The sequence below is a fragment of the Kitasatospora albolonga genome, from assembly GCA_002082585.1.
GTDB lineage: Bacteria > Actinomycetota > Actinomycetes > Streptomycetales > Streptomycetaceae > Streptomyces > Streptomyces stephensoniae.
The window spans coordinates 7,604,022-7,630,160 of the sequence record CP020563.1 but is presented as its reverse complement, the minus strand read 5'-3'; the positions used below and the strand labels follow the sequence as shown (position 1 = coordinate 7,630,160).

At 73.5% G+C, this 26,139-nt stretch carries 22 protein-coding genes; 10 read left to right on the top strand and 12 right to left on the bottom strand.

The features are described 5' to 3' along the window. Positions 1-7: 7 nt before the first annotated feature. Entirely contained in the window at positions 8-538 is a 531-nt protein-coding gene (locus B7C62_33190) for a PadR family transcriptional regulator (protein ARF77491.1), read from the top strand. Positions 539-541: 3 nt separating this feature from the next. On the opposite strand, the gene B7C62_33185 is transcribed toward B7C62_33190, so the two are convergent. Beyond that, a complete protein-coding gene (locus tag B7C62_33185) occupies positions 542-1,570 on the bottom strand; it encodes a hypothetical protein (protein ARF76599.1) in 1,029 nt (342 codons plus the stop codon). After that, on the bottom strand, positions 1,567-2,499 hold the full coding sequence (locus tag B7C62_33180) for a hypothetical protein (GenBank protein ARF76598.1): 933 nt from the start codon (positions 2,497-2,499) through the stop codon (positions 1,567-1,569). The genes B7C62_33185 and B7C62_33180 overlap by 4 nt, the downstream gene beginning before the upstream one ends. 173 nt (positions 2,500-2,672) lie before the next feature. On the opposite strand from B7C62_33180, the gene B7C62_33175 reads away from it, so the two are divergent. The 6 genes from B7C62_33175 (at position 2,673) to B7C62_33150 (ending at position 7,434) form a co-directional block, all read left to right on the top strand. Then, positions 2,673-3,311: a TetR family transcriptional regulator gene (locus B7C62_33175; GenBank protein ID ARF76597.1), complete on the top strand. Its 639-nt coding sequence runs from the start codon at positions 2,673-2,675 to the stop codon at positions 3,309-3,311. A gap of 243 nt (positions 3,312-3,554) precedes the next feature. Continuing rightward, positions 3,555-4,352, top strand: coding sequence for a short chain dehydrogenase (locus tag B7C62_33170; protein ARF76596.1), 798 nt, complete (start codon positions 3,555-3,557; stop codon positions 4,350-4,352). A gap of 58 nt (positions 4,353-4,410) precedes the next feature. After that, positions 4,411-5,448: a hypothetical protein gene (locus B7C62_33165; GenBank protein ID ARF76595.1), complete on the top strand. Its 1,038-nt coding sequence runs from the start codon at positions 4,411-4,413 to the stop codon at positions 5,446-5,448. Next, the gene (locus B7C62_33160; protein ARF76594.1) at positions 5,445-6,344 is read left to right on the top strand and encodes a hypothetical protein; all 900 of its coding nucleotides are present in this window, start codon (positions 5,445-5,447) and stop codon (positions 6,342-6,344) included. The genes B7C62_33165 and B7C62_33160 overlap by 4 nt, the downstream gene beginning before the upstream one ends. An 82-nt stretch (positions 6,345-6,426) precedes the next feature. Beyond that, a complete protein-coding gene (locus B7C62_33155) occupies positions 6,427-6,936 on the top strand; it encodes a DNA mismatch repair protein MutT (protein ARF76593.1) in 510 nt (169 codons plus the stop codon). Positions 6,937-7,029: 93 nt separating this feature from the next. Further along, positions 7,030-7,434, top strand: coding sequence for a hypothetical protein (locus tag B7C62_33150; protein ID ARF76592.1), 405 nt, complete (start codon positions 7,030-7,032; stop codon positions 7,432-7,434). A 25-nt stretch (positions 7,435-7,459) separates the two neighbouring features. Here B7C62_33150 and B7C62_33145 read toward each other — a convergent pair whose 3' ends face one another. Beyond that, entirely contained in the window at positions 7,460-8,578 is a 1,119-nt protein-coding gene (locus B7C62_33145) for a 12-oxophytodienoate reductase (protein ARF76591.1), read from the bottom strand. Between the two features lie 257 nt (positions 8,579-8,835). Here B7C62_33145 and B7C62_33140 point away from each other — a divergent pair, with 257 nt between their 5' ends. Then, positions 8,836-9,399, top strand: coding sequence for a hypothetical protein (locus B7C62_33140; GenBank protein ARF76590.1), 564 nt, complete (start codon positions 8,836-8,838; stop codon positions 9,397-9,399). Between the two features lie 45 nt (positions 9,400-9,444). Here B7C62_33140 and B7C62_33135 read toward each other — a convergent pair whose 3' ends face one another. The 4 genes from B7C62_33135 to B7C62_33120 all read right to left on the bottom strand — a co-directional run bounded on the left by B7C62_33135 (position 9,445) and on the right by B7C62_33120 (position 12,875). Further along, a complete protein-coding gene (locus B7C62_33135; GenBank protein ID ARF76589.1) occupies positions 9,445-10,524 on the bottom strand; it encodes an arylcarboxylate reductase in 1,080 nt (359 codons plus the stop codon). After that, entirely contained in the window at positions 10,521-11,483 is a 963-nt protein-coding gene (locus B7C62_33130) for a malonyl transferase (protein ID ARF76588.1), read from the bottom strand. The genes B7C62_33135 and B7C62_33130 overlap by 4 nt, the downstream gene beginning before the upstream one ends. A 242-nt stretch (positions 11,484-11,725) precedes the next feature. Next, positions 11,726-12,079, bottom strand: a complete 354-nt coding sequence (locus tag B7C62_33125; GenBank protein ID ARF76587.1) for a LuxR family transcriptional regulator — start codon at positions 12,077-12,079, stop codon at positions 11,726-11,728. Between the two features lie 34 nt (positions 12,080-12,113). Beyond that, positions 12,114-12,875, bottom strand: coding sequence for a thioesterase (locus tag B7C62_33120; GenBank protein ARF76586.1), 762 nt, complete (start codon positions 12,873-12,875; stop codon positions 12,114-12,116). Positions 12,876-13,453: 578 nt separating this feature from the next. Between B7C62_33120 and B7C62_33115 the strand changes: the two genes are divergently transcribed. Together B7C62_33115 and B7C62_33110 are read left to right on the top strand one after the other, a co-directional pair. Next, entirely contained in the window at positions 13,454-15,337 is a 1,884-nt protein-coding gene (locus B7C62_33115) for an AfsR family transcriptional regulator (protein ID ARF76585.1), read from the top strand. A 159-nt stretch (positions 15,338-15,496) separates the two neighbouring features. Beyond that, entirely contained in the window at positions 15,497-16,159 is a 663-nt protein-coding gene (locus tag B7C62_33110; GenBank protein ARF76584.1) for an SAM-dependent methyltransferase, read from the top strand. Positions 16,160-16,201: 42 nt separating this feature from the next. Here the strand turns inward: B7C62_33110 and B7C62_33105 are convergent, their stop codons facing one another. From B7C62_33105 to B7C62_33085, 5 genes are read right to left on the bottom strand one after another with little or no spacing between them, the layout of a single operon-like run. After that, the gene (locus B7C62_33105; protein ID ARF76583.1) at positions 16,202-17,302 is read right to left on the bottom strand and encodes a hypothetical protein; all 1,101 of its coding nucleotides are present in this window, start codon (positions 17,300-17,302) and stop codon (positions 16,202-16,204) included. Between the two features lie 35 nt (positions 17,303-17,337). Then, on the bottom strand, positions 17,338-18,453 hold the full coding sequence (locus B7C62_33100; protein ID ARF76582.1) for an acyl-CoA dehydrogenase: 1,116 nt from the start codon (positions 18,451-18,453) through the stop codon (positions 17,338-17,340). Then, on the bottom strand, positions 18,446-18,727 hold the full coding sequence (locus B7C62_33095; protein ARF76581.1) for a methoxymalonate biosynthesis protein: 282 nt from the start codon (positions 18,725-18,727) through the stop codon (positions 18,446-18,448). The genes B7C62_33100 and B7C62_33095 overlap by 8 nt, the downstream gene beginning before the upstream one ends. A 25-nt stretch (positions 18,728-18,752) precedes the next feature. Beyond that, complete coding sequence (locus B7C62_33090; GenBank protein ARF76580.1) at positions 18,753-19,622, bottom strand: 3-hydroxyacyl-CoA dehydrogenase; 870 nt, start codon at positions 19,620-19,622, stop codon at positions 18,753-18,755. Between the two features lie 17 nt (positions 19,623-19,639). Further along, the gene (locus tag B7C62_33085) at positions 19,640-26,122 is read right to left on the bottom strand and encodes a polyketide synthase (GenBank protein ARF76579.1); all 6,483 of its coding nucleotides are present in this window, start codon (positions 26,120-26,122) and stop codon (positions 19,640-19,642) included. Positions 26,123-26,139: the final 17 nt, after the last annotated feature.

The window sequence follows — 26,139 nt, the reverse complement described above, 5'->3', positions numbered from 1 at the left end:
GCACGTCATGTCACTGCCGCACGCGATTCTCACCGCTCTGCTGGAGAAGCCGTCCTCGGGTCTCGAACTGACCCGCAGGTTCGACCGGTCGATCGGCTACTTCTGGTCCTCCACCCACCAGCAGATCTACCGCGAGCTGGGAAAACTGGAGGAGGCGGGACGGATCAGGGCGCTGCCCACGGCGACACCGGCCCGGGGGCAGAAGAAGGAGTACGAGGTGCTCCCCGCCGGCCGCGAGGAGCTGGCGGCCTGGGTGGCGCTCCCCGAGGACCCGCGCCCGGTCCGCGATCCGCTGCTGCTGCGGATGCGGGCGGCGGCGGTCGTCGGGGCGAGCGGGATGGGCGCCGAGCTGCGCCGCCATCTCGCTCTCCATGAGCGGCAGTTGGCGGAGTACCGGGAGATCGAGGAGCGGGACTTCACCCCCGCGCCGACGACGGACGAGGGGCGGCTGCGGTATCTGGTGCTGCGGGGCGGTATCGACCTGGAGACGTTCTGGATCGGCTGGCTGACCCGGGCCATCGCCGACCTGGACGGCTGACCGTCACGGGAGGGGCGGTGCGCCCGCCCGTACGGTGAGGAGTTCGGCGCCGAGCGGGGTGGTCTCGGCGGGGCGGGGGCTGCCGATGACGACCCGGGAGGGGACGGGGTCCGCCGGGGCGCCCGTGCTGTGCGTGAGGGCCCCGCCGTCCGGGCTGTCCGTACTGCGCTCGCCGCGCAGAGCAGCCCCTTCCGCACTCCGCGCCTGCGCCCGGCTGAGCAGGATCACCCCGCGTACGGCCGCCGCCGTACCGAGGAGCGCCAGGGCCAGGCTGACCGGCCCGCCCTGGAGGCGTTCGCCGAGGAGGGCGAGGCCGATCGCGGCGGCGGCGACCGGGTTGGCGAGGGTGACGACGGCGAGCGGTGCGCCGAGGCCGCCCCGGTAGGCGGTCTGGGACAGCAGCAGGCCGCCCATCGCGAAGGCGGAGACGAGCAGCGCCACCGTCAGCAGCCGCCAGCTGAACAGCGGGCCCGTGGTGTGGTCGGTGACGGCGACCGTCAGGGTCTGGGTGAGCGCGGAGGCGACGCCCGACGTGATGCCGGAGGCCGCCGCGTGCCGCAGCCCCGGACGGGCCCCCGGGCGGCTGAGCCCGGCGACGACCGCCATGGTGGCCGCGCCGACGCCGAGGGCCTCGGGAAGGGTGAGGGTGTCGTGCGGGGCGGAGCCGCCCGCCGTCAGCAGCAGCGCGCCGAGGCCGAGCAGGGTCAGGGCCGTGCCCCGCCACTCGGTGCGCCCGACCCGGCGTCCGGCGGCACGGGCCCCGAGCGGGACGGCGACGACGAGGGTGAGCGCGCCGAGCGGCTGGACCAGGGTGAGCGGGCCGTAGTTGAGCGCGGCGACATGGAGCAGCGCCCCTCCGGCGTTGAGCCCGACCGCCGACCACCAGGCGCCCCGGCCGAGCAGCCGCAGCACCCCGGTGGAGGGCTGGGTGCGCCCGGCCAGCCGGGACTGGGCCACGGCGGCAGCGGCGTAGGCCCCGGCGGAGACGAGGGAGAGCGCGACGGCGACGAGAGTGGCGTTTGTGCCGCTCATCGGACGGCTCCGGTGCCGACGGGGGTCCGGGCCGGGGTCTCGGCGCCGACGGGGGTCCGGGCCGGGGTCTCGGCGCCGACGGGGGTCCGGGCCGGGGTCTCGGTGCCGACGGAGGTCCGCGCCGGGGCCTCGGCGCCTGGAGCGGCGGCTGTTTCGGGGGCGTACGTTTCCGGCACCGCGTCCGCTCCCGTTGCGCTCCGGGCCGCGCGCGGCAGTCGCAGCGCGGCGAGCGCCACCGCCAGCAGTGCCGCGGCCACGATCGCGTCGAGCCAGTAGTGGTTGGCGGTGCCCACGACGACGAACAGCGTGATCGCCGGGTGGAGGAGCCAGAGCCACCGCCACCGGGACCGGGTGGCGGCGATCAGGCCGACGGCCACCATCACGGCCCAGCCGACGTGGAGCGAGGGCATCGCGGCGAACTGGTTCGCCATTGTGTCGGTCGCGGGCGTGGCCCCGTACACCGTCGGACCGTAGACCTGGCCGGTGTCGATCAGTCCGGCCGCCGGGAGCATCCGGGGCGGGGCGAGCGGGAAGAGCAGGTGGAGTGCGAGGGCGGCGCCGGTGAGCGCGGCGAGGACGCGGCGCGACCAGAGGTAGTGGAGCGGGCGGCGCCAGTAGAGCCAGGCCAGGAAGAGGGCCGTGGCGGGGAAGTGGACGGCGGCGTAATAGGTGTTCGCCGCGTGGATCAGGGGCTGGCTGTGCAGCAGCAGCCCCTGGAGAGCGCCCTCGCCGGGAAGGTGCAGCGCGCGTTCGAGGTCCCAGACGTTCCCGGCGTTGCGGAACGCCTCCTCGACATGGCCGTTGGCCGCCCGGCGGCCGATTTTGTAGGCCAGGAAGAGTCCGGCCACGAGAAGGAACTCGCGGACGAGGGGCGGTCGGGCACGTATGTCCGGCTCCTGGTCCGTGGGCTCGGTGCGGGTGTACGTCACCCGGTGCCCCCTTGGATGCGAAGCGGTGTCAGGACGGCGCGGTCCACTCCGTGCCGAATCGATACGCCAGTGTACCGATACGTTGGCGTATCGGTACACTGGCGTATCGGTACACTGGCGTATCGAGAGCCTCGCCGCACCGCGCAGCCTCACCGCCCGCAGGAGGGACACCCATGCCGTCGCCCGATTCCGTACATCCCGTACAGGAGTCAGCCCCCGCCTCCCGCCGGTCGAAGATCACACCGGAACGGGCGCAGGAGCTCTACACGGCGGTGCTGGACCTGCTGCGGGAGGGCGGTTACGAGTCGCTGACCATGGAGGGCGTCGCCGCCCGCACGCGGTGCGGCAAGTCGACGCTGTACCGGCAGTGGGGCACCAAGCCGGAGCTGGTCGTCGCCGCGCTGCACGGGACCCGGCGGATGCGGCTGCCGGACATCGACACCGGGACGCTCGCCGGTGACCTGCGCGAGGCCGCCCGGGCGGTCGGTGAGGCGTCGGAGCGCGACACCCCGCTGATGCACGCGCTCAGCCATGCGGCGCTCCAGAACCCCGAGCTGCTCCGCGCCCTGCGCGAGGCGCTGATCGTGCCGGAGATCGCGGCGATCGACGCGATGGTCCGGCGGGCCCAGGAGCGCGGCGAGATCGCGGCCGACCTGCCGGGCGCGGAGTACGTGGCGGCCCAGTTGCTCGGCGTGATGCGCGCCCGCCCCCTGCTGGAGGGGCGGTACGCGGATGCCGCGTATCTCGTCAGGTTCGTCGAGAAGGCGATCCTTCCCGGACTCGGGTTCACGGCGGGGACGCCGGAGTCCTGACCGACAGCACGGACCCGACCGCACCCGGGTCCGCACAGACGTGGACCGCCCGTCCCGGCGGATGAGGACGGTCCACCCGGCGCCGCACCGTGGGGACGGGGGCGGCGCACCCGGCCGGCCGGTGACCTCTTCGGAGCTCACCGGCCGCCCGTGTTTCCGGGCGCGCCCGCCCCTGTTCCGCCTAACAAGCGATTGGTAGATTGCGCGGGCGCGCACCGAGGCGCCACCGGCGAGGGGCGGACCATGGAACTGGGCCATCCGATCGACTTCAGCGGGCGGGCGGTGATCGTCACCGGGGGCACCCAGGGCATCGGCGCCGTCATCGCGGAGACCTTCCTCGCCGCGGGCGCGGAGGTCATGGTCTGCGGGCGCACCACCCCCGCCGCGCCGCCGTCGGCGGGCGGGCGGGCGGCCGCCTTCCGGTCCGCGGACGTCCGGGACCCCGCTGCCGCCGCCGGGCTGGTGGCGGCGGCCACCGGGCGGTTCGGCCGGCTCGACGTCCTCGTCAACAACGCGGGCGGCTCCCCCGACGCGGACGCGGCGACCGTCTCCCCCCGCTTCGTCGAGAAGGTCGTCGCCCTCAACCTCCTCGCCCCCTTCTACGTGGCCCAGGCCGCCAACCTGGTCATGCGGGAGCAGCCGGAGGGCGGCAGCGTGATCAACATCGGCAGCGTCTCCGCCCATGACCCGCAGCCGGGCACCGCCGCCTACACGGCCGCGAAGGCGGGCCTGCTCGGGCTCACCCGGGCCCTGGCCCTGGAGTGGGCGCCGAGGGTCCGGGTCAACCACATCACCGCCGGGCTCATCCGGACCGCGAACGCCACCGCGCTGTACGGCGAGGACGGCGGCGCGGCGGTGGCGGGCATCGTCCCGATGGGGCGGCTGGCGGTCCCGGCGGACGTGGCCCACGCCTGCCTCTGGCTCGCCGGGCCGCATTCTTCCTACGTCAACGGCGCCGACCTCGCCGTGCACGGCGGCGGTGAGATCCCGGCCAGGCACCTGGCCCGCCGGACGGCCGGGCCCCCTTTCTCGTCCCCTTGACGACATACACCACCACCCCTTATCGTCTAACTGACGAAATAAGGTCCGAGGGGGTCCCATGGCCGACATCACCCGGCGCTTCGGCTGGCGCCATCTGCGCTCCGCGCCCACCGCCCACATCCGCCACCACAAGCGCGGCGAGCTCGTCCACGACGGGCGGGGGCTCAGCTTCTGGTACCGGTCGCTCTCCGCGGCGCTCTCCGAGGTGCCGGTCGACGACCGGGAGCTGGCCATGGCGTTCCACGCCCGTACGGCGGACTTCCAGGACGTCACCGTGCAGGCCACCGTCACCTACCGGGTCAGCGATCCGGCCCTGGCGGCCGACCGGCTGGACTTCTCCGTGGACCCGGACACCGGGAGCTGGCGCGGGGCGCCGCTGGAGCAGATCGCCACCCTCCTCACCGAGACCGCGCAGCAGCACACGCTGGACGTGCTGGCCCGCACCCCGCTGGCCGAGGCCCTGGTGGACGGGGTCGCGTCCGTACGCGAACGGGTCGCCACCGGTCTCGCCGCCGAGCCGAGGCTCCCCGCCACCGGGATCGACGTGGTGGCCGTGCGGGTCGTGGCCATCCGCCCCGAGGCCGAGGTCGAGCGCGCCCTGCGCACACCGGCGCGCGAGCAGATCCAGCAGGAGGCGGACCGGGCCACCTACGAACGGCGGGCCGTGGCCGTCGAACGCGAGCGCGCCATCGCCGAGAACGAGCTGGCGAGCCAGATCGAACTGGCCCGGCGCGAGGAGCAGTTGGTCGACCAGCGCGGCACCAACGCACGCCGGGAGGCCGAGGAGAAGGCGGCGGCCGACGGCGTACGGACGGAGGCGGAGGCGTCCCGGAAGGTGCGCCTGGCGCGCGCGGAGGCAGAGGCGGCGCGCGAGACGGGTGCGGCGCGCGCCGAGGCGCAGGCCGCCTGGCTGCGGGTGCACGGCGAGGTCGATCCGGCCACGCTGCACGCCCTGGCGGCGACCCGGCTCGCGGAGAACGTACCGCGCATCGAGAGCCTCACCCTCTCCCCCGATGTCCTCACCGGGCTGCTCGCGAAGCTCGGCCGACCGGAAGGCGGGGCGCAGGGCCGGGCGGAAGGCAGGGCGGGAGCGTGAGCCTGGCGCCCCGGGCCGTCCTCGTACACCGCCGGACCGAGTACGAGGAGCTGCTCGCCCGGCACGGTACGCACGGGCAGGCCGCGTTCTTCCTCTCCAGCCGGGGCCGCTCGATCGAGGAGGTGGCCCGGCGCCACCACCGTACGCGGGAAGCTCTGCGGGATGTCGCGGCGGCCGTGCCGCTGACCTGGCGCTCCACCCGGGTGGAGCGGGCGGACCTGGACCGTTTCCTCTTCGCGCCGGAGGACGTGGTGGTCGTGGTCGGCCAGGACGGGCTGGTGGCCAATGCCGCGAAGTACCTGTCCGGGCAGCCGGTGGTGGGCATCGACACCGACCCCGGGCGCAACCCCGGTGTCCTGGTCCGCCACCGCCGCGCCGACGCGGCGGCCCTGCTGCGCGCGGCGACGGCCACCGGGGGCGGGGTGGAGGCGCTGACCATGGTCGAGGCGGTCGCCGACGACACCCAGCGGCTGGTCGCGCTCAACGAGATCTACCTCGGCCCGCCCGGCCACCAGACGGCCCGCTACCGCCTGGCCCCCGACGGCGACGGTTCCCCCTCCGAGGCCCAGGCGTCCTCCGGGGTCCTCGTCGGCACCGGAACGGGCGCCACCGGCTGGCTGCGCTCGCTGTGGCTGGAGCGCGGCAGCACCGTACCGCTGCCCGCGCCGGGCGACCCCCGCCTCCTCTGGTTCGTCCGCGAGGCATGGCCCTCGCCCGCCACCGGCACCTCGCTGGTCTCCGGCGAACTGGGCCGGGGCCAGGGGCTGCGGCTCACCGTGGAGTCAGACCGGATGGTGGTCTTCGGGGACGGGATGGAGACCGACGCGCTGGAGCTGACCTGGGGGCAGAGCGTACGGCTCGGCGTCTCCGCGACCGCGCTGCGCCTGGTCGTCTGAGCGGGACCAGAACCTCGGTGTCGTTACGGTGTTCCGTACACACCGGCCCGTAAGAGGCCCCGGAGAGCGGAGACCCAGCACCATGCCCACCGAGACCACCGATGCCCTCACCGGCCCCGCCCGCAACACGCGCCCGCCCACGGCACAGGCGGCCCTGGGAGTCGGCGTGATCGTCGAGGACGGGCAGGGACGGGTGCTGCTGGGGAGGCACCACAGCGGTACGTGGGAGCTGCCCGGCGGCAAGGTCGACCCGACGCACGAGTCGGTCGCGGCGGCAGCGGTGCGTGAGCTGCGCGAGGAGACGGGTCTCGCGGTGGACGCGGGGGCGGTGGAGGTCTTCGCGATGCTCCACGACGTGATCGGCGGGATCAACCGGATCAGCATGGGGGCGCTCGTACGCCTGGACTCCGGGGTTCCGGAGATCACCGAGCCGCATCTGATCAGCGCCTGGCGGTGGACCGCCCCCGAGGAGCTGCCCGCCCCCCTGTTCACCCCGTCGGCGCAGATCCTGGCGGCCTGGCGCCCGGACCTCGCCCTCGACCACCCGCCCGCCCACCTGCTGCGGATCGCCGGGGACCGGGACGGGAACTGACCCGAGCGCCCTCCTCGCAGACCGGCTACGGATGCGGAGGAAAGGGACTGAGCGTATGAATGAGGGACCATCCGCGCGAACGGAGTTGGCCCCATGGACGATTACCCGCTCCTGAACCTCTTCCTGACCATGCTGTACCTGTTCCTCTGGGTCATGTGGTTCTTCCTGCTGTTCAAGGTGGTGACGGACCTCTTCCGGGACCACTCGCTGAACGGCTGGGCCAAGGCGGGCTGGCTGGTCCTCGTCATCCTGCTGCCGTACCTGGGCGTGCTGATCTACCTCATCGTGCGGGGCCGCAGCATGCAGGAGCGCGACGCCAAGCTGGCCAAGGACTCCGAGGCCGCCTTCCGGCAGTACGTGAGGGAGGCCGCGAACAGCGAGGGCTCCTCCTCCGGCACCAGCCATGTGGGCGATCTGGCGAAGCTGGCCGACCTCAGGGACAGGGGTGCCATCAACGCGGAGGAGTACGAGAGGGCCAAGGCGAAACTCCTCGCCTGAGCCCCCTCGGGGCACCCCGAACGGCTCAGTGCAGTGTCGTGAGCATCTCCGCGCCGAACGGCGTGATGTCCTCGCCCCGGCCGCGCAGGGTCTTGGCCGCCCACTCCGGGTCGGCGATCAGCGCGCGGCCGACGGCGACGAGGTCGAACTCGTCGCGTTCCATCCGCTCCAGCAGCCGGTCGATGCCGGTGACTGCGGAGCCGTTGCCCGCGAAGGCTCCGAAGAAGTCACCGTCCAGGCCGACCGAGCCGACCGTGAGCGTCGGACTGCCGCTGATCTTCTTCACCCAGCCGGCCAGGTTCAGATCGGAGCCCTCGAACTCCGGGAGCCAGTAGCGGCGGGTGGAGGCGTGGAAGACATCGACACCGGCCTCGGCCAACGGCGTGAGCAGGGCGTCCAGTTCGGCGGGGGTCTCCGCGAGCCTGGCCTCGTAGGCGTCGATCTTCCACTGGGACATCCGGAAGAAGAGGGGGAAGGTGTCGGACACGGCGGCCCGGCAGGCCGCGACGATCTCGGCCGCGAACCGGGTACGGGCGACGAGGTCGCCGCCGTAGGCGTCGGTACGGCGGTTGCTGCCGGACCACAGGAACTGGTCGATCAAGTAGCCGTGGGCCCCGTGCAGTTCGACGCCGTCGAAGCCGAGGCGCTCGGCGGCCCCGGCGGCGTCCGCGAACGCGGCGACGACATCGTCGAGGTCCTTCTGCGTCATAGCGCGCCCCTTGGGCTCCCCGGTCAGGGAGACGCCCGAGGGCCCCACCGGTTCGGCGTCCGCCACCGGCGGCGCCCCCTCGGCGCGGGTGACGCCCACATGCCAGAGCTGCGGAATGACCGCCCCGCCCGCCCCGTGTACGGACTCCACGACATCGGCCCAGCCCGCGAGGGCGTCCTCGCCGTGGAAGCGGGGAACCCGGTCGCTGGTCCCGGCGGAGTCGTGGCCGACGTACGTGCCCTCGGTGATGATCAGGCCCACCCCTCCGGCGGCCCGGCGGGTGTAGTAGTCCGCCACGTCCCGGCCGGGGACTCCGCCGGGAGAGAACTGCCGGGTCATGGGGGCCATGGCGATCCGGTTGCGCGAGGTGAGCCCGCGCACCGAGAACGGACGCGAGAGAGCGGCTGCCGGACGGCCGGTCGGGAGGTCGGTCACATCAAGTCCTGTTCGTAGGCGCGTCAGCGGTCCATGAGGTCCGTTCCTCGCCAACACCCGGGCCCCGTGAAGGCATCCCGACCGCGTCCCGGATGTGGCCAAGGTCTCCTTGCCCGTACGACGGGCTCGAACAGCCTTACGGTCCGGCGGAAGATCATCGTGATACCGTCACCGGCCATGCGTGACAGGCGGCCCTGTTCGGCCGGTTCCGGAGAACGGCATCCGGCCGCCTCGGCCTGCCGACTCCAGGAGCAGATATGACCCTTCGCACCCGAACCGGCCGTTGTGCCGCCGCGCTGCTGACGGCGGCCGTCGCGGGCGGGGTGCTGACCGGCTGTCAGATTGCCGGGGCTTCTTCGCTGTTCGTCAGCTGTGAGGGCACCGAAAGCCGGGTCGCGGAGCTGGAGTCGCACGCCGTCCTCGGCTCCCGGCCCGAGGGGGCCGTCGTCCCCCGGGGCTTCGAGGACCTCGACTCCGGTTGCTGGGAGGACAGCGGCGAGGCGCACCTGTACGCCGACCGGACCTATGTGTTCCCCGGCGGCAGGGCCGATGTGATCGAGCACTACCGGACCGCGGCGAAGCAGGACGGCTGGAAGCCGTCCAGGACCGCCCCGGGGTCGCCCAAGGCAAACCGGGCGGAGAGTCTGTGCTTCACCCTCGGCAAGGGCAGCAGCACGGTGACGCTGGACGTCTACTTCCTGACGGAGGAGATCCTGAAGGACGAAGGGCACCGGCCCGGGCCCGAGTTCGCCTCCGGAACCGGCTACCGCGTGTCCGTCGGCTCCACCGCCGACGGCTCCACGGCCGACTGCTCGGACTGAGCGGGATCACGCCCCGGCACCCCGCCGTCCGCTCGGGGCGAGGGTTCAGTAAAGCCCCTCGGGCGAGGAGTTGGTGGTCTGGAGGGGGCGGATGTTGGCGACGCCGTCGGTGGGCCACTGGCCGGTCGGGTGGCGGAGCGCCTGGTCGCGTTCCAGGATGTTGGGGAGGAAGAGGTCCTCGTGGAGCACGGTGAGCCGTACCCGGCCGACCGTGCCCGGGGCGACCGGGGTCGAGAGGTCGCCCTTGTCGACCACCGCCATCGTGATCTGCGGATAGTTCGGGACGTAGCTGATCAGCTCGCCGTCCTGCTCGATGTCCAGACAGGCCGCGTTGCCGAAGGTGTTGCCGTAGGTCAGTCCGCAGATCCCGCCCCGCAGGGCGGTGGTGAAGGTCCGGTACATGTCGGCGCTGATCTGGGTGCCGCTCAGGCGTACGCCGTCCAGGGCCGCGACCAGTTCGGGCCGGTGCCTGCAGAGGGCCTGGAGGAGGGCCGGGGTGGTGTTGAGGTAGTGGACCCGGCCCTGCCTGAGGACGTCGGTGATCTGCTCCAGCAGGTGGGTGGTGTAGTCGTTGACCTCGGCCAGGCGGCCCGCCCGGATGAGGCGCTTGACCCACCGGGGGTCCATGTCCACGGCGTACACCTGCCCGGCGTGGAGTTCGGACACCTCCCGGACGCCGTTTCCGATCAGGTGCGGTCCGGTGGGGGTGGCCTGGAGCCAGGTGCGGCCGGGCGCGAACCCTTCCCGTACGAAGGACCAGCGGCGCCAGACCGCCCGGTGCAGCAGCATGTCGGGGGTGTAGAACGCCCGGCAGGGGGTGCCGGTGGTGCCTCCGCTGTCCCAGACCCGTCCGGCCAGCGGCCGGGGCACGGACAGCGGGACGAGGTCCGCGGGGTCCTCCTCGCGCAGCCGGTCGAGCGGGAACGGGCCGAAGGCTCCGAGCTGGTCGTAGCGGGTGATGTCGCGGGGGTCGAAGTCCAGCCGGGGGGCCTGACCGAGCCAGTAGGGGCTGCCGGACACCGGGTCGAAGTGGCGTCGGACCACGGTGCGGGTCCACTCGTCGAGGTCGGTGTCGAGCCAGCGCGCGATCTGGGCGTCCGGGTCGGCGCGGGTGGCGGCGGTCACGACAGGGCCGGGGCGCCGGAGAGGTCGATACCGAGGTCGTAGGCGGTGGTCAGGGCCTGCTCGATGTGTTCGGGCTGCTCGATGTGCACCACCGGGAAGGGGAACGCGAGGATGCCCTCGGGGATCGAGGGGCCCATCACCAGCCCGAGCCGTACGCCCTGCTCCTTCATCCCGCCGTAGACGTCGACCAGGCTGATCGGGTCCGTGGAGTTGCGCTGGAAGAGGTCCCTGACGTCGGCCGCGGTGCGCAGGACCTTGGGCTCCAGACAGGACAGCAGCGGGAGTTCGGGGTCGGTGAAGGGGATCGCGTCGATGCGCGGGGCCATGAAGTCGCGGTAGGGCCGGCGCAGCGGGGTGTGGACGGCGATGGTGCGTCCGGGGAGCGGTACGACCGTTCCCGGTGGGGCCCCGGCGGCGAGAGCGCCGAGTGCCTCGGTGTGGCCGGCGAGCATCATGATGCGCTGGGTACCGTCGGCCGTGGGCCCGAAGTCGCCCGCCAGGTGGATGCCGGGGACGTTCTCGCCCGGGTGGGAGGGGGCGCCCTCGGCGAGGGAGCCGAAGGCGATGGCTATCCCCTGCCCCGGGGCCTCGGCGGGCGGTTCCGGGGCCTCACGGGAACCGGCCAGCAGTTCGAACAGTTCCCGCCGCTCCAGCGCTCCGGCGAGACAGCTGGCGGTCATCGCGCCGAGGCTGAGCCCGCCGATGGCCGCGGGGCGCAGGTCGAACGAGGCTAGTACGTCGTGCACGCCGATCGCGAGAGCGGCTTCACGGACGGTGCCGACGCTCTGGCGCTCCTCCTGGGCGGCCGGGAGGTCCTCCTCCAGGATCTGTCCGACCGTCAGCCCGGTCCACGCGGAGACCTGTTCGTACCAGCTCCGCACGGTCTCGTAGGTCCGGTAGAGCTCCAGGCCCCGCGGCTCGGTCCCGACGCCACCGCCGAACAGGTACCCCAGACTCATGACAGCTCCTGTGGATTGGTGTGAATGGAAGGGGCGGTGGTGCGGCCCAGGTGCAGTAGAGCGGAGGTGTGCCCGAGAGCGCAATGGCGCGGAATCCGGCGGTCGGCCATCTGTCTCATGGCGCGATATCGAGACGATATCCAGGTCTGGGAAAATCTCCGGCAGCATACCGGTGGAGTGCGTTTCCCACCTTCGGAAGGGATCTTTTCGGCCCTTTCTCCGGTGGGCTTCGGTGCTCTCTTCTAGGGTTCGAGGAATTCCGGGAGGACACGAGGTGGCCATGCCCCGACGCTCAGCACACCGAGCGAGTGTGCCCGGGAAATCAGAGCGGCCCGGTTCGTGGCCTGGAAATGGCGCATCATCAGCCCGATGCGGTACTCGATGCCCTGCCGGCTCAGATAGAGCGATGCCGCGAGCCGGACGGTCGGGGTGCCGACCGCGACACCTTCCAGGATGCGGACGTCCACGGCGGTCAGCCGCCGGACGCCCGTACCGGCGGACGGGCCCCCGCCCGCCGGGCGGGTGTCGCCGACGGGCCCGGACCTCGGCGGCCGCGGTGCGGGCTTGGTCTCTTCAGAGGTCGCTGACGGTGTCACTCCCCGGTCCCCCCCTTCTCTGTCGTCCGTGGTCTCAGGTGCGCAGCGTGCCGGTGAGGTGGTCACGGAGCATGCCGGTCACCTCGTCCGCCCGGCTGCTGAGGTAGAAGTGCCCGCCGGGGAAGACCTTGAGGTCGAACGCGGCCGTCGTGCGGTCGCGCCAGTGCGCGGCCTCGGGGACCGGTGTCCAGGGGTCCTCGTCCCCCACCAGAGCGGTGACCGGGCAGGTGACCGCGGCGTCGCGGTCGGCCCGGTAGGCGCCCAGGGCCCGGTAGTCGCCGCGCAGCGCGGGCAGCACCATCCGCAGCAGCTCCTCGTCCTCCAGGAGCCGGGCGTCGGTGCCGCTCATGGCCCTGACCTCCGCCACGATGCCCTCGTCGTCGAGCGGGTGGGAGAGCTCGGGCCGGTCCGCGGACGGCCCCTTGCGGCCGGAGACGAAGAGGTGGTCGATCCGGCCGCCCGCGCGCTCGATCCGCCGGGCCACCTCGAAGGCGACGAGCGCGCCCATGCTGTGTCCGAAGAGAGTCAGGGGGAGGTCGTCCCAGCGGCGCAGCGCCTCGGTCACGTCGTCGGCCATGCGGTGCAGGTCCTGGACGCCGGGTTCCTCCCGGCGGTCCTGCCTGCCGGGGTACTGCACGGCGAGAAGGTCGACCGGTCCGCGCAGTGCGGCGGATACCGGGAAGTAGAAACTGGCCGAGCCGCCGGCGTGCGGAAAGCAGACCAGTCGGCGCGTGGCCGTCGGCGAGGGATGGAAGCGACGGCACCACAGGTCGCTGTCTAAAGAGAGCGAGGTCATGTCGGCCTTTTAATCCTTTCTCGAATTTATCCGCGCGGGGCCGGCGAGCGGTGGTCGGTGATCACGGGGACATCCTCCGCACCGGTGGGTCGGCCAGCAATCGCTAATGCGGGGAGCGCCGAGCGACGGTGATCGGCAAGTCAGGGCACCGCATATGACAGCCTGCCATGCCCGTCGGAATGTCAGCAAGTACGCATCTGAGCGTATCCGGCCACGCAGGTCCGCGTTCAATTACGGCTGCTTCCGCGGTAAATGGCGAGAACGTTGCGGTGCGGATCAATCCTGCGGGATTGGCCCGGCTCCGGCTCCAGCTCCGCGGCAACGGTCGGGCCGGGGCCGGGCGGACCGTTGGCGGTGGCCCCGCTGTTCCTCCCGTACGGCCACGGCTTCCGGCCCCCCGGAGCGGCGGACTCGGGGCCGTAACGGCAGTGCCGCGCAGCGTAAACCCGGCACGAGCGCAAGACCCCTCGCTCTAGGAATACATCTAGACACGACAGGAGCGCGTTGACCCTTACATGGTCACCTAAGACGCTGGAAGCAGTCTTGCCCACCGGTCGTGCGACGAAGAGGACTCCCCCTTGAACTTCCTGTTGCTGGGCCCGCTTTCCGTCCGGCTGAACGCGCGTGAGGTGCACGTGTCGGCGCCGAGGCAGCGCGTGGTCATGGCAGCGCTCCTCCTCAACGCCAACCGGGTGATCTCGGTCGACCGGATCACCGAGTACGTCTGGGACGGCGCCCCGCCGCCGAGTGCCGCCGCGACCGTCCGCACCTATGTGATGCGCCTGCGGCAGTCGCTGGGCGAGCACGCCTCCGCCCGCATTCTCACCCGGGCCCCCGGCTACCTCCTCGAACTCGGCGAGCACGAGAGCGATCTCGGCCAGTTCACCGCCCACCGCAGACGCGCGGCGGAGCTGGCCGAGCGCGGGGACCTGGAGGGTTCCTCCGCCGAGCTGGCCGAGGCACTCGCCCTGTGGCGGGAGGAGCCGCTGGCGGACATCCCGTCGCGGACGCTGCGCGATGTGGAGGGCCGCTACCTCCAGGAGCTTCGTCTGCAGACCATGGAGCTGCGGTTCGACGCGGAGCTGGCGCTGCTGCGGCACGCCGAGATCGTGCCGGAGCTGGTGCGGCTGGTGCGGAAGCATCCCTTACGGGAGGCCCTGGTGGGCAAGTTGATGCTGGCGCTGTTCCGTTCGGGACGGCAGTCGGAGGCCCTGGATCTCTACCGGCGTACCCGGGTACTGCTCGTCGAACAGCTGGGGGCCGAGCCGAGCGCCGATCTGCGCGAGGTCCACCGGCACATCCTCTCGGCCCATGACCGGCCCCGTACGCCCGACCCGGTGGAGCAGCCGACGGCGGCCCCGGAGGCGGCCGTCGTACCGGCGCCCGCCACGGCCCGGGAAAGGTCCGGCTGGCCCGATCCGGCGCAGCTTCCCTCGGTGCCGTTGCCGCTGTCGGCCCGCTCCGACGCGCTGGCGCGGGTGCGGCACTTCCTCACGACCGGCACGATGCCCGCGGGCATGGTGGCGACGGCGGTGGTGACCGGCCGGGGCGGTGTCGGCAAGAGCGCCCTGGCCCTGCACGCGGCGCACACCATGCGCGGTTCCTCGGTGCACGGCCAGCTGTACGCGGATCTCGGCGGAGCGGAGCGGCCGTTGACCGCCCGGGCGGTGCTGCCGCGGTTCCTGGCGGACCTCGGTGTGCCCCGGGACGAGATCCCCGGGGAGGAGTCGGAGCGGGAGAGCCTGTACCGCTCGCTCACTGCGGGCCGCCGTCTGCTGGTGGTGCTCGACAACGCCTCCAGCTCCGCGCAGGTGCGGCCGCTGATCCCGGGCAGCGGGGGCAGCAGGCTGCTGGTGACCAGCAGGCGGCGGCTGGCCGATCTGGAGGGGGCGCGCACCCTTCTGCTCGGCCCGTTGGACGAGGCCGGGTCGCTGGAGCTGCTGGGCAGCATCGTCGGCGCGGCCAGGGTCGGCGGGGAACAGCGGGCGGCCCGTACGGTGGTGACGGTCTGCGCGGGTCTGCCGCTGGCGATCCGGATCGCGGGGACCCGGCTGCTGGAGCGCCCGCACTGGAGCATCGGGCACCTGGCCCGGCGGCTCACGGAGGCCCCCCGGCCGCTGGACGAGCTGTGCGCGGGCGATGCCGGTGTCCGGCCCTGCCTGGACGCCGAGGTGGCCGGGCTCCGGCGGTCGGCTCCGGCCGGGATCGACCCCGCCGAGGTGCTGGCCGCGCTGGGGGCCGACGGGGCGTCCTCGGTCTCCAGCGGCAAGGTCGCGGTGCTGTTCGGCTGCTCCGAGGCGCAGGCCGAAGAGGCCCTGGACTCCCTGGTCGAGGCGAATCTGCTGGGTGCGCCCGCGGGGGGTCTCTACCGGCTGGACGCGCTGCTCCGGGCGTACGCCCGCGAGCGGGCGCAGGCGGTCGCCGTACGGCGGCACGGCCGCTCGTACATGCGCGCCGGATGACCGTCCCGGCGGCACCGCCCCCACCCATCGCCCCCCTTGCCCCGATCCTTTGCACCCGATCCTTCGCGACCCGCTGCTCTGCGACCCGCTGCTCTGCGACCCGACCCTTTCCCACCCGATCTCCTTCGCACTGATCTCCTTCGAGAGGACCCCCGCGCCATGGCCGACCAGACAGCAGCCACCCACGACCTGCTCGCCTACGTCCGCGAGGTCTCCCTCCGTGACGACGACCTCCTCAGGGAGCTGCGGGAGACCACCGCGGAGCTGCCGGGCGGGACCGCCCTGCAGGTGATGGCGGAGGAGGGCCAACTACTGGCCCTCCTGGTCGGGTTGACGGGTGCCCGGGCGGTGCTGGAGATCGGCACCTACACCGGCTACAGCACCCTGTGCATGGCCCGCGCGCTCCCGGCCGACGGTCTGCTGGTCTCCTGCGACATCGACGACCGGTGGCCGTCCATCGGCGCCGACTTCTGGAAGCGGGACGGGGTCGACTCACGGATCGACCTGCGGATCGGAGAGGCCGCCGCGACCCTGGACACGCTCCTGGCGGAGCGCGGGCCGGAGAGCTTCGACCTGGTGTTCATCGACGCGGACAAGGCCAACTACGTCCGCTACTACGAAGCGTCGCTGACGCTGCTGCGCGCCGGGGGTCTGATCGTGGTCGACAACACCCTCTTCTTCGGCCGGGTCACCGACCCGGCCGCCGTGGACCCGGAGACCGCCGGGGTCCGGGCCCTGAACCGGGTGCTGCACGAGGACCCCCGGGTGGAACTGTCGCTGCTGGTGATGGCCGACGGAATCACCCTCGTACGCAAGCGCTGAGGGCGGCGGTCCGGGGCCCGGGAGCACCGGCCGCCGCGGCGGTCACGGCGTTCCCGGGCCCCCTTCCGGCGTGCTCAGGTCGGGTGCGTCCACGTCCATGACGGTGGACACCACGCGGGGGCCGGGGGCCAGGTGCAGGCGCTCCAGTCCGGTGTCCTCAGGAGCCGGTACGAGGACGGCGGCGCACGGGCACACGGCTTCGTCCAGGCCCTCGAAGCCCGCGAACCGGTAGGCGATCTCCATCATCCGGTTGCGTTCGGTCGCCCGGAAGTCCGCCACGAGGTGGACCCCGGACCGGGCGGCGGCGTCGGCCAGCCAGTTCAGCAGGGTCGCACCGGCACCGTAGGCGACGACCCGGCAGGAGGTGGCGAGCAGCTTGAGGTGCCAGAGGCCGGGGTGCCGCTCCAGCAGCAGGACGCCGACCGCGCCGTGCGGGCCGAACCGGTCGGTGAGGGTGACCACCAGGACCTCGTGCCGGGGGTCGGTGATCAGGCCGCGCAGCACCGCGTCCGGGTAGTGGACCCCGGTCGCGTTCATCTGGCTGGTGCGCAGGGTGAGTTCCTCGACCCGGGACAGCTCCTCACCGGTGGCCCGGCCGATGCGCATCTTCAGGTCCAGGGAGCGCAGGAACTCCTCGTCGGGGCCGGGTGCGGCCGCCCGCTCGGCCTCGCGGCGGAAGCCCGCCTGGTACATCTGACGGCGGCGCCGGGAGTCGACGGTGCTGGTCGCGGGGGTGAACTCGGCGAGGTCGGGGAGGGCGAGGACCTGCTCGGCCGGGTAGCACCGTACGTCGGGCAGGTGGAAGGCCACTTCGGCCCGTTCGGCGGGCCGGTCGTCGACGAAGGCAATGGTGGTGAGCGCGAAGTTCAGCCGGTCGGCGATCCGGCGCACCGACTCGGACTTGGCGCCCCACCCGATCTCCGGCAGGACGAAGTACTCGGCCACGCCGAACGCCTCCAGCCGGGCCCAGGCGTGCTCGTGGTCGTTGCGGCTGGCGACGGACTGGAGGATGCCGCGGGAGTCGAGCTCGATCACCACCTTGCGCACCTCGTCCGGCAGGTGCACCTCACCGTCCTCCAGCAGGGTGCCCTGCCAGAGGGTGTCGTCCAGGTCCCAGACCAGGCATTTGACGGTCTCGGCCATGTCGTCCTTCCTCGTCTCGTCGGACGCGGGCCCGCTCACGGTGCCCCCGGGGCGGAGAGGGCGTGCTGGGCCAGCATCAGCCGGCACAGTTCGCTGCTGCCCTCGATGATCTCCATCAGCTTGGCGTCCCGGTACGCCCGGGCCACCGTGTGCCCGTCCCGGGACCCGGCCGAGGCCAGGACCTGGACGGCCGTCGCCGCGCCCCGGGCGGCCTGGGTCGCGCTGACGTGCTTGGCCAGGACGGTCGCCACCACCTGGTCCGGGGACCCTTCGTCCCAGCAGCGGCTGGCGTGCTCGCAGACCCGCGTGGCCACCTGTTCGGCCGTGTAGAGGTCGGCGATGTGCCCAGCGACGAGCTGGTGTTCGGCGAGCGGTCTGCCGAACTGCTCCCGTACGGTCGCGTGCGCGGTGGCCGCCGCCAGACAGGCGCGCAGGATGCCCACGCACCCCCAGGCGACGGACATCCGCCCGTAGGCCAGCGCGGTCGTCACCAGCAGGGCGGTCGGCAGCCCGTGACCGCCCAGGACGCTGTCGGCGGGCAGCCGCACCCCGTCGAGGTGGACGTCCGCGTGTCCGGCCGCGCGGCAGCCGAGCGGGTCGGCGATCCGCTCGATCCTGACGCCGGGCGTGCCGGTGGGCACCACGACGGCCACCGCGCCGTCCTCCTGGCGGCCGACGACGACCAGCAGGTCGGCGTAGTGGGCGGCGGTCACCCATTTCTTGTGTCCGTCGACGACGACCGTGTCGCCGTCGCGGCGGACGGTCGTCGTCATCGCCGCGAGATCGCTGCCCGCGCCGGGCTCGCTGAAGCCGACCGCCGCCAGCGCCCCACCGGTCAGCCGGGGCAGGAGGTCGGCCGCCTGCTCGGCGGTGCCCAGGCGCTGGACGGTCCACGCCGCCATGCCCTGGGAGGTCATCACGCTCCGCAGCGAGCTGCACAGGCCGCCCACATGGGCGGTGTACGCGCCGCTGTGCAGGCTGCTGAGCCCCCAGCCGCCGTACTGCTCCGGGACTTCGGCGCACAGCCTGCCCTCGGCGCCCAGTTCGCGGAGCAGCTCCAGCGGGATGAGGCCGACCCGGTCCCACTCCCCCGCCAGATCGCCGACCCGCAGGGTGAGAGAGGTCATGGCACCGCTCAGGTCCTCACCCATGCCGGCCTCCGGCGGCGGGCACCCGGAGCCGGTCCACCAGCTCGGCCATCCGCCGTACGGTACGGAAGTTGTCCAGCCGCAGGTCCGCCCCGCGGACGGCGATGGCGTAGGTCTTCTCCAGGTGCACCACCACCTGCATGGCGAACAGGGACGACAGGCCGCCGGCGTCGAACAGGTCGGTGTCGGCGTCCCAGGCGGTTCCGGTGCGCTCTTCCAGGAACTCCAGCAGTTCCTTCTCCAGGTCGTGGGTGTTGGGCGTGTTCGCTGTGGTCATGGCCGTCTCCTCGTCGGGGTGTTCATCAGGTGTAGTCGTAGAAGCCGCGCCCGGACTTGCGGCCCAGCCGCCCTTCCCGGACCAGTTGGAGCAGCAGTCCGGTGGGGCGGCAGCCGTCGTCGCCGGTGCGTTCGTGGAGCACGGTGAGGGAGTCGACGAGGTTGTCGATGCCGATCAGGTCCGCGGTGCGCAGCGGGCCGGTGGGGTGTCCCAGGCAGCCCTGCATCAGGGCGTCGACGTCCTCGGCAGTCGCGGTGCCCTCCTCCACGACCCGGGCCGCGTCGTTGATCATCGGGTGCAGGATGCGGCTGGTCACGAAGCCGGGTGCGTCCCGGACGACGACCGCCCGTCGCCGTACCGCCGTGAGCAGGGCCGCCACGGCGGCCATCGCGGAGTCCCCGGTCCGGGCGCCCCGGACCACCTCGGCGGTCTTGATCAGGTAGGGCGGGTTCATGAAGTGGGTGCCGACCAGTTCCTCCGGCCGTTCCAGGGCCCCGGCCAGTTCGTCGACGGGGATGGAGGAGGTGTTGGTGATCAGCAGGGTGCCGGGCCGGACCAGTCCGGAGACCTCGGCCAGTACGGCGGCCTTGGCCGCGGCGTTCTCGGTGACCGCCTCGATGACGGCGGTGGCCTGGGCCGCTGCCTTGAGCGAGGTACCGGTGGCCAGGGTGCCGGGGAGCGTCCCGGCGGGCAGGGCGCCCATCAGCTCGGCCAGCCGGAGTTCACCGTCGATCAGCTCCCCGGCCCGGTCGAGCCGTTCAGGGTCGATGTCGACCAGGTGGACCGGCAGGCCGTGCCCGAGGGCGAGGACGGTGATGCCGACGCCCATCACCCCGGCTCCCAGCACGGTGAGGGCGGGGCGCGGGGGCGGGTCGTCGTACGGGGCCGGGGTCAACGGGTTCTCCTTCGTCTTCACAGGTCGTCGGGGGTGCGGAGGGTGGTGCCGAGCCAGTCGGCGACGGCGTCGCCGGTGGTCGCGACATGTTCTTCCATGATCGAGAAGTGGTCTCCGGGAACATCGAGGACGGTGTCGGCACCGGCCCAGGACGAGCGCCAGTCACCGGCTTCGGCGGACGGGCGGCCGAGCGGGGTGGAGGCGCGGACCAGCAGCAGCGGGGCGCGGACCGCCGGTGGGGTCCAGTCGTCGAGCAGACGGAAGTAGCCGCCCATCGCGGTCAGCCGGGTTCCGTCCATCGGGGCCGCCCGGTCCTCGCGGGCGAACATGCCGCCCAGCAGGACGTCGTTGAACTGGGTGATGCCCTGGTTGTCGGAGAGGTAGGTGTCCAGCAGCACCACGGCCGCCGGGCCCTCGCCGCGCTGTTCCAGCGCGGCGGCCACTCCGTGGGCGAGCGTGCCGCCGGAGGAGGAACCGGCCAGGACGAGCGTCCGCCCGGGCAGTTCCCGGAGCAGGGTCGTCGCCTGGAAGTCCAGCAGGGCCGCCATGTCGGCGGGCAGCTCCTCCTCGGGGGTGAACCCGGGGGCGTCCAGGGCGGTGACGGCGTAGCGGTCCCGGAAGCGGGCGGCGAAGCGGGCGTACTGGTGGGCGCCGCCGAGGGCGACGATGGAGCCGAAGCAGACGAGTACGGGGGCGTCGGCGCGCTCGTTCAGGCGCAGCAGCCGGGGGCCGGTGCCTGCGGCCGCGAGGTCGCCGCCGTCGGGGAAGGCCGGGCGGAGGGCGGAGGCGTTCTTGAGCAGGGCGATGCCCTCGTCGATCCGGCCGAGTGCGCAGGCCCGGCGGAACAGCACGCTCACCGGGTCGTCGGTGTCGGTGTCGCTGCTGGATGTGGCGGCGGCGTTGGATGCGGTGGTGCCGGTCACGGGTGCCGGTGCCGTTGCGGGCCGGGGGGTGTCTTCCGTACGGGCCTCGGTGGCGAGGCGTGCCGCGAGCGCGGCGGGGGTGGCGCTGTCGAAGACGGCGGAGGGCCGTAACCGCAGTCCGGTGAGGGCGGCCAGCCGGTTGCGCAGCTCGACCGCCGTCAGCGAGTCGAATCCGACGGAGAGGAAGGGCTCCGTCGCGGACAACGCCCCGGAGTCGGTGTGGCCGAGGACTTCGGCGGCCTGGGCGAGGACGAGTTCGCGCAGGACCAGCTCGCGTTCCCGCGCGTCGGCGGCGGTGTCGAGCCGGTGCCGCAGCGCCGCTGCGGCGGTCGGTGTCCCCTGCGCCCCGGTCGTCCCGGCCGGGGCGCGCCGGACCAGGGAGCGCAGCATCGGGTGCACCGGGCCGTCGCCGCGCACGGTCAGGTCGAGGTGGGCCAGGACGACGGGGCTCCCGTCCTCCGGCGGGACGGCGTCCACGGCGCACACCGTGTCCAGCAGGGCCATGGCCTCCTCGTCCGAGAGGCCGTGGGCGCCGCGCCGGTCGATGCGCCGCCGTTCGGCGCCGCCGAGCTCCGCCGTCATCCCGCTGACCCGCTCCCAGGGCCCCCAGGCCAGGGACAGGCCGGGGAGGCCGAGCCTCCGGCGTTCCGCGACGAGGGCGTCGAGCGCGGCGTTGGCGGCCGAGTAGGACGCCTGGCCGGGGCTGCCCAGCACGCCCGCGGCGGAGGAGAAGACGACGAACGCCGAGAGGTCCGCCCCGCGCGTCAGCCGGTCGAGGTGGTGGGCGGCGTCGAGCTTGGGCCGCAGGACGGCGGTCGTCCGCTCCCCCGTCAGCCCGTCCAGCAGACCGTCGTCGAGCACTCCGGCGGTGTGGACCACGGCGCACAGCGGATGATGTTCGGGGACGGCCGCAAGCACGGCAGCCAGCGCCTGACGATCGGTCACATCACAACGTACGGAGGTCAGTTCGGCTCCGGCCTCGGCCAGCTCCGCCGTCAGCTCCGGCAGCCCCGGGGCGTCGGCGCCGCGACGGCTCAGCACGAGGAGGTGGCGTACTCCGTGCGCGGCGACCAGGTGGCGCGCCAGGACGGCCGCGAGAGCGCCGCCGCCGCTCAGCAGTACGGTCCCTTCGGACGGCCCGAACGGGCCGTCGGGCCGGGTCGCCTCCGGAGAGGCGGGGGCCTCGGCGGTGGTGGGGGCCGGTGGCCGGACCAGTCGGGGCGCGTACAGGACACCGTCGCGCAGGGCCGCCTGGGGTTCGCCCGTGGCGAGGAGGTCGGCGAGCGTACCGCCGAGGCCGTCCGGGTCCGGCCCTTCGGTGTCCAGCAGCACGAACCGGTCGGGGTGTTCGAGCTGAGCGGCCCTGAGCATGCCCCAGACGGCCGCCGCGCCGAGGTCCGCCGGTCGCACGCCGAGCGGTCCGGTCGCCCCCCGGGTGAGGACCACCAGGGGCGTACGGGCGGTGCTGTCGTCGGCCAGGTGGGCCTGGAGGCGGTCCAGGACCCCGGACACGACCGTGTGCACCGCCTCGGGGTCCGCCTCCCGGGCGGGGGCGTCCCCCGGCTCACCGGCCGAGGTCACGGTCCCGGTACCGGCGGTCGGGGGGCAGACCAGCAGCATCGCGTCCGGTGTCGCGGGCAGGGGTTCGGCGGGGAAGCCGACCGGCAGCAGCCGCTCGTCGCGCGGGCCGAGGAGTCCCCAGCGGGTGACCGGGCGCGGGCCGGGCCCGGCGGTGACCGGCGTCCAGCCGACGTGGAAGACGGAGCCGGAGGACGCCCGCAGCGCGGCGGTGGACGCCGTGCGCAGGGTGAGCGCGCCGACCGTCGCCACCGTACGCCCCGAGGGGTCGGTGATCCGCGCGGCGACGGTGTCGGGGCCGTCGGGGCCGTCGGGGCGCAGCCGTACGCGCAGGACCGGCGCGTCGGAGGGCTCGATCGCGACGCGCTGCCAGGAGAACGGCAGGGGGACGCCGTCGGCGGGCTCCTCGGCCCCGGTGCCTCCGCGCAGACCGGTCGTCTGGAGGGCCGCGTCCAGGAGGGCCGGGTGCACGGCGAACCCGTCCGCCCCGGTGCCGGGGAGGCCGTCGGGCAGGGCCACTTCGGCGTGGATCGCGTCCGGGGTGCGCCAGGCGGCGCGCAGGCCCCGGAACGCCGGGCCGTAGGCGACGCCCCGGGCTTCGAGGAGCCCGTACATGGCGTCCACGTCCAGGGGGACGGCGTCGGGCGGGGGCCACGCTCCGGCCGGTTCGTTCCCGGCGGGTGTGCCGTTCCTGGCGGTCGTGTCGTTCCCGTCGGTCGTGTCGTTCCCGTCTGTCGTGCTGTTCCCGTCGGTCGTGTCGTTTGCGTCGGCCACGGGGTCCTGGGGGCCGACCGTGCCGGTCGCGTGCCGGGTCCAGGGCGGGGCGGCGGCGCCGGGGGCGGCCTCGGGCCGGGAGTGGAACTCCACCGGCCGCCGCCCCGTGGAGTCCTCGGCACCCACCCGTACGCGCAGGTGTACGGCGTGGTCGTCGGCGGCACCGCCGGGCAGCAGCAGCGGGGCGGCGAGGGTCAGTTCCTCCACGAGAGCGCAGCCGAGGCGGCGGCCCACGTACGCGGCCAGCTCCACGAAGGCCGCGCCGGGCACGATCACGGCTCCGGCCACGGCGTGGTCGGCGAGCCAGGGGTGGGTGGCCGGGGAGATCCGGCCGGTGAAGAGGGTGCCCGCGTCGTCGGGCAGGTCGACCTCGGCGCCGAGCAGCGGGTGGTCCACGGCGGACTGGCCGGTGGCCACCGGGTCCCGGTCGGCCGGGAGGGCGTCGAGCCAGTAGCGGCGGCGCTGGAAGGCGTAGGTGGGCAGGTCCACCCGCCGGGCGCCGGTTCCCGCGAACAGCCGCTCCCAGTCGACGCGCAGGCCCCGGACGTGTGCCCCGGCGAGGGCGGTCCGGAACCGGCGGAGCCCTCCGGCCCCGCGCCGCAGGGTGTCGAGCACCAGCGTCTCCGGGGCGCCCGCTTCGGTGGCCGTGTCCTCGATCCCGTACATCAGGGCGGGCTGGGGGCCGACTTCGATGAAGACGCGGTGTCCGGCCGCGAGGAGCGAGCGGGTCGCCTGCTCGAACTCGACCGTCTGCCGGAGGTTGCGGTACCAGTACTCGGCGTCCAGGGCCTTCGTGTCCAGCAGGCCGCCGGTGACGCTGGAGTAGTACGGCACCGCGCCCGGGAGGGGGGTGATGCCGTCCAGGTCGGACAGCAGGCGCTCGCGGATCTCCGCCACGTGTGAGGAGTGCGACGCGTAGTCGACCTCGATGCGGCTCGCCCACACCCCTTCCTCAAGAAGTTCCTCCACCAGTGCCGCGACCGGGTCCGCGTCGCCCGAAATCACCGTCGAAGAGGGGCCGTTGACGGCGGCCACCGACAACCGGCCCGCCCACGGGGCGATGCGCTCCCGCACCACGTCCACCGGCAACGGCACCGACGCCATGCCACCCCGGCCCGCCAGCTCTCCCACCGCACGGGAGCGCAGCGCGACCACGCGCGCCCCGTCGTCCAGGCTCAGCCCACCCGCCACGCAGGCGGCGGCGATCTCGCCCTGGGAGTGGCCGACCACGGCGTCCGGTACGACGCCGAACGCACGCCACACCTCAGCCAGCGACACCATCACCGCCCACAGCACCGGCTGCACCACATCGACCCGCGCCAACAACCGCTCCGAACCCAGCGCCTCGGCCAACGACCAGTCGACGTACGGCTCCAGGGCGCGCCCGCACTCCGCCATCCGTTCCGCGAAGACCTCCGACTCCCCCAGCAACTCCGCAGCCATCCCCACCCACTGCGAGCCGTGGCCCGGGAACACGAGCACCGAACGGCCCGGGGGCTGCCCACCGCCGACCACCACGCCCGCCGAGCGGTCACCCCGTGACAGGGCGGCGACACCGGCCAGCAGTTCATCCCGGTCCGCCCCCACCACCACGGCACGCTCCGCGAACCGCGAACGCCCCACCGCCAGCGAATGACCCACGTCCACGACGCTCAGCCCCGGTTCCGCCACCACCCGCTCGTGCAGCGCCGCCGCCTGGGCGCGCAGCGCGTCCGGAGTGCGCGCCGACAGTATCCAGGGGACGGCGGCGGGCACCGGCTCCGGCGCGGCGGACTGGTCAACCGGCTTGTCGGGGGCGGCCGTTGCATCGGCCGGGGCGGGGGCGGTCGTCGGGGCCGCGGGGGCCTGTTCGAGGATGACGTGGGCGTTGGTCCCGCTGGCGCCGAAGGAGGACACTCCGGCCCGGCGCGGCCGTCCCGTCTCCGGCCAGGGGGCGGCCTCGGTGAGCAGGGAGACGGCTCCCTCGGTCCAGTCGACGCCGGGCGAGGGGCGGTCGACGTGCAGGGTGCGCGGCATCACGCCGTGCCGTATCGCCAGCACCGACTTGATCACCCCGCCGACGCCCGCGGCGGCCTGGGTGTGGGACAGGTTGGACTTCAGCGATCCCAGCCGCAGCGGGCGGTCGGCGGGCCGGTCCTGGCCGTACGTGGCCAGCAGCGCCTGGGCCTCGATGGGGTCGCCGAGCACGGTGCCGGTGCCATGCGCCTCCACCATGTCGACCTCCGACGGGGCGAGTCCGGCGCGGGCGAGCGCCTGGCCGATCACGCGCTGCTGCGCGGGCCCGTTCGGGGCGGTCAGCCCGTTGCTGGCGCCGTCCTGGTTGACGGCCGAGCCCCGGATGACGGCCAGGACGGGATGACCGGCACGCTGGGCGTCCGAGAGCCGTTCCAGCAGGAGCAGGCCGAGCCCCTCCCCGAACCCTGCTCCGTCCGCCGCGGAGGAGAAGGACTTGCTGCGTCCGTCGGGTGCCAGACCGCGCTGGCGGCTGAATCCGGCGTACAGCCCGGGGGTGGCCATCACGGTCACCCCGCCGGCCAGGGCGAGCGTGGTGTCGCCGGAGCGCAGCCCCTGGCAGGCGAGGTGGACGGCGACCAGGGAGGAGGAGCAGGCGGTGTCCAGGGTGACCGCCGGGCCTTCCAGGCCCAGGGTGTAGGCGATCCGGCCCGAGGCGACGCTCGGGATGCTGCCGGTGCCGAGGAAGCCCTCCACCTCGTCGGGCACCCGGTCGAGCCGGGACGCGTACTCGCCGTAGATCACCCCGGTGTAGACGCCGGTACGGCTGCCGCGCAGGGTCGTCGGGTCGATGCCCGCGCGTTCCACCGCTTCCCAGGACGCTTCCAGCAGCAGCCGCTGCTGCGGGTCCATGGCCAGGGCCTCGCGCGGGGAGATGCCGAAGAAACCGGGGTCGAAGCCGGTCGCGTCGTGGAGGAAGCCCCCTTCCCGGACGTAGAACGTGCCGGGGGCGTCGGGGTCCGCGTCGAAGCCGCCCTCAACGTCCCAGCCCCGGTCGGTGGGGAACGGCGAGACCGCGTCGCGTTCCTTGAGCAGCAGCTCCCACAGGTCTTCCGGGGTGCGTACGCCGCCGGGGTAGCGGCAGCTCATCGCCACGACGGCGACGGGCTCGGCACAGTCGTCGCGGAGCCGTCGGTTCTCCTGCCGCAGACGCTGGTTGTCCAGCAGCGAGGCGCGCAGGGCGGCGACCACCTGGTCCGTGTCGGTGGGCATGGGGTTCGGCTTCTCCT

Coding starts and splice junctions, on each gene's coding strand:
- B7C62_33190 (ARF77491.1), top strand. CDS start 8: ATGTCACTGCCGCACGCGATTCTCACCGCTCTGCTGGAGAAGCCGTCC.
- B7C62_33185 (ARF76599.1), bottom strand. CDS start 1,570: ATGAGCGGCACAAACGCCACTCTCGTCGCCGTCGCGCTCTCCCTCGTC.
- B7C62_33175 (ARF76597.1), top strand. CDS start 2,673: ATGCCGTCGCCCGATTCCGTACATCCCGTACAGGAGTCAGCCCCCGCC.
- B7C62_33170 (ARF76596.1), top strand. CDS start 3,555: ATGGAACTGGGCCATCCGATCGACTTCAGCGGGCGGGCGGTGATCGTC.
- B7C62_33165 (ARF76595.1), top strand. CDS start 4,411: ATGGCCGACATCACCCGGCGCTTCGGCTGGCGCCATCTGCGCTCCGCG.
- B7C62_33155 (ARF76593.1), top strand. CDS start 6,427: ATGCCCACCGAGACCACCGATGCCCTCACCGGCCCCGCCCGCAACACG.
- B7C62_33150 (ARF76592.1), top strand. CDS start 7,030: ATGGACGATTACCCGCTCCTGAACCTCTTCCTGACCATGCTGTACCTG.
- B7C62_33140 (ARF76590.1), top strand. CDS start 8,836: ATGACCCTTCGCACCCGAACCGGCCGTTGTGCCGCCGCGCTGCTGACG.
- B7C62_33130 (ARF76588.1), bottom strand. CDS start 11,483: ATGAGTCTGGGGTACCTGTTCGGCGGTGGCGTCGGGACCGAGCCGCGG.
- B7C62_33120 (ARF76586.1), bottom strand. CDS start 12,875: ATGACCTCGCTCTCTTTAGACAGCGACCTGTGGTGCCGTCGCTTCCAT.
- B7C62_33110 (ARF76584.1), top strand. CDS start 15,497: ATGGCCGACCAGACAGCAGCCACCCACGACCTGCTCGCCTACGTCCGC.
- B7C62_33105 (ARF76583.1), bottom strand. CDS start 17,302: ATGGCCGAGACCGTCAAATGCCTGGTCTGGGACCTGGACGACACCCTC.
- B7C62_33100 (ARF76582.1), bottom strand. CDS start 18,453: ATGGGTGAGGACCTGAGCGGTGCCATGACCTCTCTCACCCTGCGGGTC.
- B7C62_33095 (ARF76581.1), bottom strand. CDS start 18,727: ATGACCACAGCGAACACGCCCAACACCCACGACCTGGAGAAGGAACTG.
- B7C62_33085 (ARF76579.1), bottom strand. CDS start 26,122: ATGCCCACCGACACGGACCAGGTGGTCGCCGCCCTGCGCGCCTCGCTG.